The 446-nt window shown below is 62.8% G+C and carries 1 pseudogene; it reads right to left on the bottom strand.

The features are described from left to right. Window positions 1–62: 62 nt before the first annotated feature. Window positions 63–446: pseudogene (locus EOA13_RS37615) on the bottom strand (short chain dehydrogenase); the annotation flags it as partial.

Below are 446 nucleotides of genomic sequence, written 5' to 3'. Positions count from 1 at the left end.
CACGGTGGCCCTCCGCCTCAAAGCCAACAAGGCCGAGGAGTGAGAGCGGCGCCCGGTGCCCGTCAGTAGATACTTTTGATGTTGGTTTCCGAATTGGCAAACACCTCGTCGGGCACGAAGAAGTCACCGGCGAGCGGACCTGTCGCATCAGGCGCATAGATCGAAAAATCGCTGACGCCTTCGGCGCGCAGCACCTCCTCGTCGATGTAGAAATTGCCGGTCGCCTCGCGCGACGGCCTAAGCAGGATCGCATGCGCGGCATCGGCCATGATGTCGGGCGAACGGCTCATCGCTGCCACCGTCGCCCCGCCCAGGAGATTGCGCACCGCTGCCGTATCGATCGTCGAGATCGGCCACAGCGAATTGACGGCGATGCCGTCCCGAGCGAACTCCGCGCTCATGCCCAGCGTGCACATGGACATGCCGAATTTGGCCATCGTATAGGC

The sequence above is a fragment of the Mesorhizobium sp. M7A.F.Ca.US.011.01.1.1 genome (assembly GCF_003998295.1).
Lineage (GTDB): Bacteria > Pseudomonadota > Alphaproteobacteria > Rhizobiales > Rhizobiaceae > Mesorhizobium.
The sequence above is the reverse complement of the archived record's forward strand: the minus strand, read 5'-3'. Positions and strand labels throughout refer to the sequence as shown.